This is a genomic window from Paenibacillus sp. 2TAB26 (genome assembly GCF_052115145.1).
Classification (GTDB): domain Bacteria; phylum Bacillota; class Bacilli; order Paenibacillales; family Paenibacillaceae; genus Pristimantibacillus.
In genome coordinates, this window is sequence record NZ_JBFRGC010000029.1 from 88,297 (window position 1) to 95,586 (window position 7,290).

9 protein-coding genes are annotated in these 7,290 nt (G+C 37.4%); all 9 read left to right on the plus strand.

Annotated elements, in window-relative coordinates; all coding sequences use genetic code 11:
• The first annotated feature begins 345 nt into the window (after positions 1–345).
• The 9 genes from AB4Z50_RS28275 to AB4Z50_RS28315 all read left to right on the plus strand — a co-directional run bounded on the left by AB4Z50_RS28275 (position 346) and on the right by AB4Z50_RS28315 (position 7,126).
• On the plus strand, positions 346–1,020 hold the full coding sequence (locus tag AB4Z50_RS28275) for a hypothetical protein (protein ID WP_441884598.1): 675 nt from the start codon (positions 346–348) through the stop codon (positions 1,018–1,020).
• 201 nt (positions 1,021–1,221) lie between these two features.
• Positions 1,222–1,617 (plus strand): MerR family transcriptional regulator, encoded by a 396-nt coding sequence (locus tag AB4Z50_RS28280; RefSeq protein WP_441884600.1) that lies wholly within the window; start codon positions 1,222–1,224, stop codon positions 1,615–1,617.
• A 3-nt stretch (positions 1,618–1,620) separates the two neighbouring features.
• Positions 1,621–2,448, plus strand: coding sequence for an NmrA family NAD(P)-binding protein (locus AB4Z50_RS28285; protein WP_441884602.1), 828 nt, complete (start codon positions 1,621–1,623; stop codon positions 2,446–2,448).
• A gap of 196 nt (positions 2,449–2,644) precedes the next feature.
• The gene (locus AB4Z50_RS28290; RefSeq protein WP_441884604.1) at positions 2,645–2,866 is read left to right on the plus strand and encodes a DUF7660 family protein; all 222 of its coding nucleotides are present in this window, start codon (positions 2,645–2,647) and stop codon (positions 2,864–2,866) included.
• A gap of 559 nt (positions 2,867–3,425) precedes the next feature.
• On the plus strand, positions 3,426–3,884 hold the full coding sequence (locus AB4Z50_RS28295; protein WP_441884606.1) for a hypothetical protein: 459 nt from the start codon (positions 3,426–3,428) through the stop codon (positions 3,882–3,884).
• Between the two features lie 179 nt (positions 3,885–4,063).
• Entirely contained in the window at positions 4,064–4,852 is a 789-nt protein-coding gene (locus AB4Z50_RS28300) for a GNAT family N-acetyltransferase (protein WP_441884608.1), read from the plus strand.
• A gap of 193 nt (positions 4,853–5,045) precedes the next feature.
• Entirely contained in the window at positions 5,046–5,345 is a 300-nt protein-coding gene (locus AB4Z50_RS28305) for a hypothetical protein (RefSeq protein ID WP_339208368.1), read from the plus strand.
• Positions 5,346–5,538: 193 nt separating this feature from the next.
• Positions 5,539–6,126 (plus strand): GNAT family N-acetyltransferase, encoded by a 588-nt coding sequence (locus AB4Z50_RS28310; protein WP_441884611.1) that lies wholly within the window; start codon positions 5,539–5,541, stop codon positions 6,124–6,126.
• Positions 6,127–6,232: 106 nt separating this feature from the next.
• On the plus strand, positions 6,233–7,126 hold the full coding sequence (locus tag AB4Z50_RS28315; RefSeq protein WP_441884613.1) for an aminoglycoside phosphotransferase family protein: 894 nt from the start codon (positions 6,233–6,235) through the stop codon (positions 7,124–7,126).
• Positions 7,127–7,290 lie beyond the last annotated feature (164 nt).

Sequence of the window (7,290 nt, forward strand, 5' to 3'; positions counted from 1 at the left end):
TGAAAATAAACCTCTCTGCAGGATGCTGCTGGGAGGTTTTTTTGCTCATTCTTGTTATTAAGCTAACGAGCAGGATAGTTCAGTATATCTAACGAATTTTTAAATTACTAATTGTTATCGAGATTCTTTAGATGGGAAGATGGCACTTCAACCCTCATATGCCTAAGAACTGCGAATGTTTGATTAAATATGCAATTGCAAATGGTGGGAATATTATTTAGATAAGAAGCCGCTGATAGTCGAACAAGGTCATGGCAAACAAGAACGCATTAGAATACAACAATAGGGCTGGCATAGTATAACCATGAGGGGTGAGTAAAATACATGTATATAATCTCGGCTGTATTGTATTTCCTGACGCATCACCCGTTCTGGTCATTGTTGATAATCTTATTTTTCAGCTTTGCCATGGGGATCTTCTTATCGATATGGCGTAATCATGGAAAATGGTTTTTCATACTGCCGTCTTTGGGGCTTCTGGCAGCAATTCTCAACATTTTTATCACGCATTATCTAAACTCATTATTTCTTAACGCAGTTGGAACGGAAAGTACTGCAATCATTGTTTACGCAGAGGAAACTAACTCCCTTTACAATGATCAATAYGTTTGGAAGTACGAAGCGGTCCTCAAAACCTCCGAGGGGCAAGATATGGAGGCGAGTTTCACTACCATGTCCGCCAGTATTTATCCGCTGCGTAATGCCATTCTTATTCCGCCTAAGGATGAAGTTTTCGTCGCCAAGTATGTTCCAGGTTTCGAACGTAATCTCCTCATCATGAGCGATAAGTCAGAATACGGGAAGAAATGGATAATCAATAAGGATTTGAAACCGATTATAAAAGCTGAAGCCAAGCTTGCAACAAACTCCGGCAACTCAAAATTCATTTCGCAATACCGCCAAGCGCTTCAAGCGTTCATCGAAAAACACCGCAATGGGCCAGATTCAGCCCTAATTCGTCAGTATGAGCAAAAACTCGAAGTACTTGAGGCGATGGAACGTGAGAGACAATCTGAATAGTATTGAAGGGTTCTAATTATTTTTATAACAAGGCTGGCTACGGATATATTGGTTGTTGAGATAACGGGATACAATAGTTGAAATATAAAAAATGTGAGCAGACACTGTGGTGGCCTGCTCATTTTATTAAAAGGGACTTGACTATAACACTAGTGTCATACTTTATGATGAACTAAGAATACAAAGAAAGGAGGTTGAGCTATGAAAATGAAAATAAGTCAAATAGCGAAACAGACCGGCACTAGTATTCGATCCTTAAGACATTACGAGAAAAAAGGGTTGATAACCGCTTCTCGTCTCGACAATAATTATCGCGAATTTGATGATTCTATTGTCGAAGTCATTCATACGATTCAACTCTATCTTAATTTAGGACTTACAACGGATCAGATAAAAGATATTATGTATTGCCAATATCCCGATAACGACGAATTCGGCGAAAAAGATGAGTATTGTGATGAATTACTTCAAATCTATGAAACAAAACTGGATGAAGTTATTCGACAACAGAATGTTTTAGCAGATGCGGAATTAAGCTTGAAAAAGCAAATCAATTTAATGAAAAACCACCAAGATAAAAGAAATCAAGGAGGCTGAGCCATGACGGTTTTAGTAACAGGAGCAACCGGAAATGTGGGTCGCTATATCGTTGAAGAACTCGTCCGAACAGGTCATAATGTGCGTGCGTTGACGCGTAACCCGGCAAAAGCAAATTTCCCCAAAGAGGTTGAGGTCGTATATGGCGATCTTGCTTCTCCAGAGTCTCTTGTGCCCGTGCTGAAGGGCGTTACAAGCATGCACTTAATCACTTTTAACAGTGAAGGTTTTGGCCCGCTGCAGACTGGACCCGAAATTGTTGAACTGGCCAAGAAAGCTGGAGTAGAACGAGTCACAGTATTGTGGAGCGGTGTGAACGGACCCGTGGAGCAGGCCGTGGAAGCGAGCGGCTTGGAGTGGACCTTTCTCCAGCCGCCTCCAGAGTTTATGTCCAATACACTTATCTGGGCAGAGTCCATTCGCTCGGAAGGCATTGTGAAGGAGCCGTTTGCTGATTCTTTGGATGCGATGATTCACCCGGCCGACATCGCTAGTGTCGCTGCAACCGCACTGACCAATACCGGTCATGCAGGTAAAATCTATACGTTGACTGGACCTGAAGTGTTAACGATACCAGAAAAGGTTCGCACGATCAGTACTGCAATCGGGAAGGATATCCAATTCGTCGTGCTCACCGAAGAGCAAGCGCGCGAACGCATGCGGAATATGGGAGCTCAAGAGGATGTTATTAACTTTGTAATAGGCTGGCATGCCAACCCTCCTAAATCTGCGTATACAGTGGTTCCTACCGTCGAACAGGTCACTGGCCGCCCAGCACGCACCTTTGCCCAGTGGGTGTCTGAGAATGTGCAATATTTTAAAAATCAATAATTTGAGATGTTACAAAGCAGCAACTATAACGGAATGAGAAGATATTTTATTAGAGAGAACTTCTCTGCAGGGTACTGCGGGGAAGTTTTTTTGCTTATTCTTGTTTTTTACTGTCGGGCAGTATGGTTCCAATATGTGTTAAAATTGGGTAACAAAAAAATAAAACTAACAATTTTTCCTGAGGTGATTCAGTACAATGAGCTTAAACCCTTATGAGGTAAAAACAAAAGAGGATATGCTTCATTTTGTAGCTTCTTTAATGAGCGATTTGGATACAAATAAAAATGATTGGGAAAATCCGAATTTGGAATCATTTTTAGAAGGGATGAAGGCGTGGCTTGAAGATTCAGGGACTAATCTTGAGCCAGATTGGCGTACTTTCGCAATTATTCTCTCTGCCGGAAAATCCTACGAGTGATGATTATTTATTAGTCCAATTTTGATAGATTAATTTACTTTGAGAGCACCTTAATGCAATGATCACAAACTTTTTAAATAAGACGTTATAATGGAAGGAAATTTAATACGTATCACTATACTCCCACATCGGCAGCTAGTTCCTTGATCCATATGATGGATCAGTCTGTTATGCATGAACAAAATCATATATTGTAAAATAAGGTAAAGATATATTTGGAGGAAAACAATTTGACTTTTGAACTGGTTATGATTATTGTTTTATTTCTTTTAAATATTCCAATATATAAATTTCTGTTCCGTATTTTCTTTGTGGATGAAAATGATTATAACGAATCTATTCGGCATACGTTCACTCCTAACATAATCTCATTTTTTAGAGGGGAATACTGGAAGGATAGAATTAACACAGCGAGACTTCAGTTTTTTATACTTTTTTGCATAGGAATAGTTGTGTTGGAATACATCGTTTTGAATAAGCTAATCGATGTTTTTCGTTAGCTTGATTGAACGATCAACAATTGTAAATTGTTCACTTTCCATATTTGGAGGCGATTACTGTGGCTATCGGAGATTATCAGTTTATTCTATTTCCATTTGGAAATGAACCAACCGTTACTGAAGATGGGATGGAGTTTGTTGGGCAGAATAATTTCGACTTTGTTCAAACAGTAGAATTACTCAAAAACTCAGCTTATATAAAGAATGAACCAACTTTGAAATCTTGGAATTCATTTAATGATGCGTGTTATTTTCTCTATGATGATGGGATATACAAAGTTGAGATCGAACTAAATACAGGAACCGAATCAGAAAAGGCTGAAGAGATATCTGTCAGAACTAATGTTTATAATGGAGAGGGTAGTGTAACAGAAGCATTACGAATATGTAGGTTGTTATGCGCTTCCTTGAATTTGAATTGCTGGAGCATGAAACTTCGTAAACTAGTTGATTTGAATAATGAAGATGATATGAAATCTACAATAAATCATTTTAATAAGCTAAGAAATAAGGACTAGCTCCCTAAAATTTGTTTAACTAACAGGAAACATTAGTTAAATAACATAAATGGATGATCAGGCGCTTCAATGGCCTGCTAATTTTATTAATCTAATGGGTAGATCAAAAAATTAATGGTAACTGAATCTATGATCGAAAAATAATGAAAGCATATTTAATGAGGTGGGTTATGCTCGAGTTGAGTAGGAACGAATTTACTAAAGTATTACCGATGTTTTCAAAAATCCAAAACAAAGCAGTCTTTGCCTTTTCTGTAATTGAACATGTGCAAAATGGAAGGATATTTGTAAACAGTAGATTATATCCGTCTGCTGCTTTTCTTACAAGTTGCGGTGGATTTTATTGTTTAGTTGGTAATGCCTCAGATTGCAGATTTAATGATGCTGTAGCGAACTTTCTAAATCATAAGGACAACCACATTGGGTTCTATGCACTGGCGATGTTCACAGACGAATGGGAAAGAGCTTTCCAGAAATATCAACTAGAACATGCAAATAAAATAAAACGTACTTATTTCCGATTTAATGATCAAAAGTTTATTGAAAATAGTAAAGACATACATATAAACATCGATGAAGGACTGCAATATGAAGCGCTAAACGATGATATCTCGAATAGATATCGCGAGGATTTCTACACATACTATAAGCTAGTGTGGGATTCCAACGAGCATTTTAATGAGCGCGGCATCGGACATTTTATTACAAAAGAGAATAAAATCATAAGCGTTTGTTCATCTCCTTACGTTGGCAGAGGTTTTGCTGAGATTGATATTATTACAATTGAGGAACATAAATGTAGAGGGCTCGCGACAAAAGTTGGTATCGAGTTTATCAATGAATGTCGGAGTAAAAGACTACTACCAAACTGGAGTTGTCATTCAGATAATCAAGCATCGATATCTCTTGCCAATAAACTTGGATTTGATCAAATCGCAGAGCATCCGATGTATTGGTATAGCATGTAGCGTGGCGAGAACCCATTGACGTACGGAGCGCTTTGAAAGCGAGGACATCTCAGATATTTAAAGGTTGGCAGCATGATCAATATAGGGAAAAGAAATTGTAGAATATTTTGAGATTAGTCTCCATAGTATAGAAAGGAAATTTTATATTCTACAAACTTGCTTCGTTAAACTTGTTATTGGACGGTGACGAGATATGAAAAAAAGGTATTTATTAATAATGGTACTAATGACTTTTACTGTTCTTTCATTAACGGGTTGTGTACCTGGAGATGGCGTGAATAATGCTCAAAATCCTGCAGGTTTTTTCTGGGGGATATGGCATGGCTGGGTTGCTCCTATTTCAATTATTATTGGCATTTTCAATCACGATATTAGAGTATATGAAATTTACAACTCTGGCTGGTGGTATGATATAGGTTTTTACATTGCTGTCATCAGTGGCTTTGGGGGAATATCACTTTCTCGACGAAAAAAAGTAAAACGAGAAGAATAGCTGTTTGTATAATTAGGTCGTTAATCTAACAGATATGGTGATTGAATAGCATAGAAGAATGAGCAGGCACTGCGGTGGCCTGTTTTTTTTTATTAAGCTAACGGGCAAAATAGTTATAACCGAAAATTACTAACTACGCATTGAATTTACTAGTTATAATTATAACAATTAATCATTATGTGGAGGTGTATCTGTGCAAGAAATAGACTACAGCACTTACTTTTGGCAAGACGAAGCTATACGATTGCGGGGAATTTCACTAGAAGATTGGGAAAGCTGTTATGTAAGTGGATATGACACTCCTGCGCGTCGATTGTTAGAATGTACAATAGAATTGCCGCCTACAATTTCTGAAGCAAAAAGATTTGTTGAGGAAAATACGGACTTTTCATCAACGAACAGTAGAATTATGTTTACCATTGAAGACCTGAATGGTGTAAGTGTAGGCGGTATTAATTTAAATAGCATTGACGAGAGGAATGGAACATTCAGCATAGGCATCGTGATTGATAAACCCTACCGAGGTAAAGGATATGGAACCAGTGCAGTACACATGCTCCTAAGATATGCTTTCTTCGAGCGTAGACTAAATAAATTCAATGATTATGTTCTTGAAGGAAATGAGCCATCGGCTAGTATGCTTAGAAAAGTAGGGTGTGTTCAAGAAGGAATCAGGCGTCAAGTGTTTTACATAAACGGAAAATATCATGATTCCATCTTGTTCGGTTTAACGAAGGATGAGTATGTAAATTTTCTTCACAAGGACCATCAAAATACATAGCCTGGTTAAGCTAACGGAAGAATAGAGATTGATAAACATGTTAGTGCGCTTATTTAAAAATAAAATTTAAACTCCTAAAAAATTTGAAATGTTAGAGAGGTAATTAATGAAAAATATAAATGTTGATGTTGTTGTAAAATTAATAAATGAACAATTCCCAGAATGGTCTGAGTTAGAAATCAGACCTGTAAAATTTAGTGGGAATGATAATAGAACTTTTCATTTAGGTGAACATATGAGTATAAGATTGCCAAGTGCAGTATCCTATGCACCTCAAGTGGAGAAAGAGCAAAAGTGGCTGCCATTGTTATCAAAAAAACTTTCTTTACCCATTTCCATGCCAATAGCTAAGGGGAATCCTAGTGAAGAATATCCTTGGCCATGGTCAATCAACAAATGGTTGGAAGGAGAGACATTGTCTCAGGAAAATTTAAATGATCTTAACCAATTGGCAATAGACTTGGGTTCTTTTTTAATTGAATTACAATCCATTGATGCTAGTGAAGGTCCGTTAGCTGGGGAGCATAATTTCTATAGAGGCGGATCTATAGCTGTATACGATGGAGAGTCAAGATATGCAATTGAGAATAATAAAGATGTTTTTAATGAACAGGTATTAAAAGAAATTTGGGAATCGGCCCTTGATTCTAAATGGGAAATGGAGCCGGTTTGGGTCCATGGTGATATTGCACCAGGAAATATACTCATTCAAGACGGAAAACTTTATGCAGTCATTGATTTCGGTATATTGGGAGTTGGTGATCCCGCTTGTGATGCTGCAATGGCTTGGACATTTTTTGATGAAGAGAGTAGAAAGATATTCAAAAGTGTATTAAATATGAATGAAGGAACTTGGAACCGAGCAAGAGGATGGGCGTTATGGAAGGCGTTAATAACCTACAATGGTAATAAAAATACTAACAAAGCTATTGCAGACGAATCATATAAAATTATTAATATAATCGTAGACGACTTCGAATCAGAGAAAATTAAAAAATAACTTTAACTGCCGTTTAACAGAGACTTTGTTTTTCGTCCTAGATTTTCTTTTAAATGATTTGTACATGAGTAAGAATTACAATGAGCAGGCGCTGCGGTGGCCCGCTCATTTTATTTAATTAACAGGCAAGCTAGTTCAATTGAGCAGCGTTATGAGTTATAAGG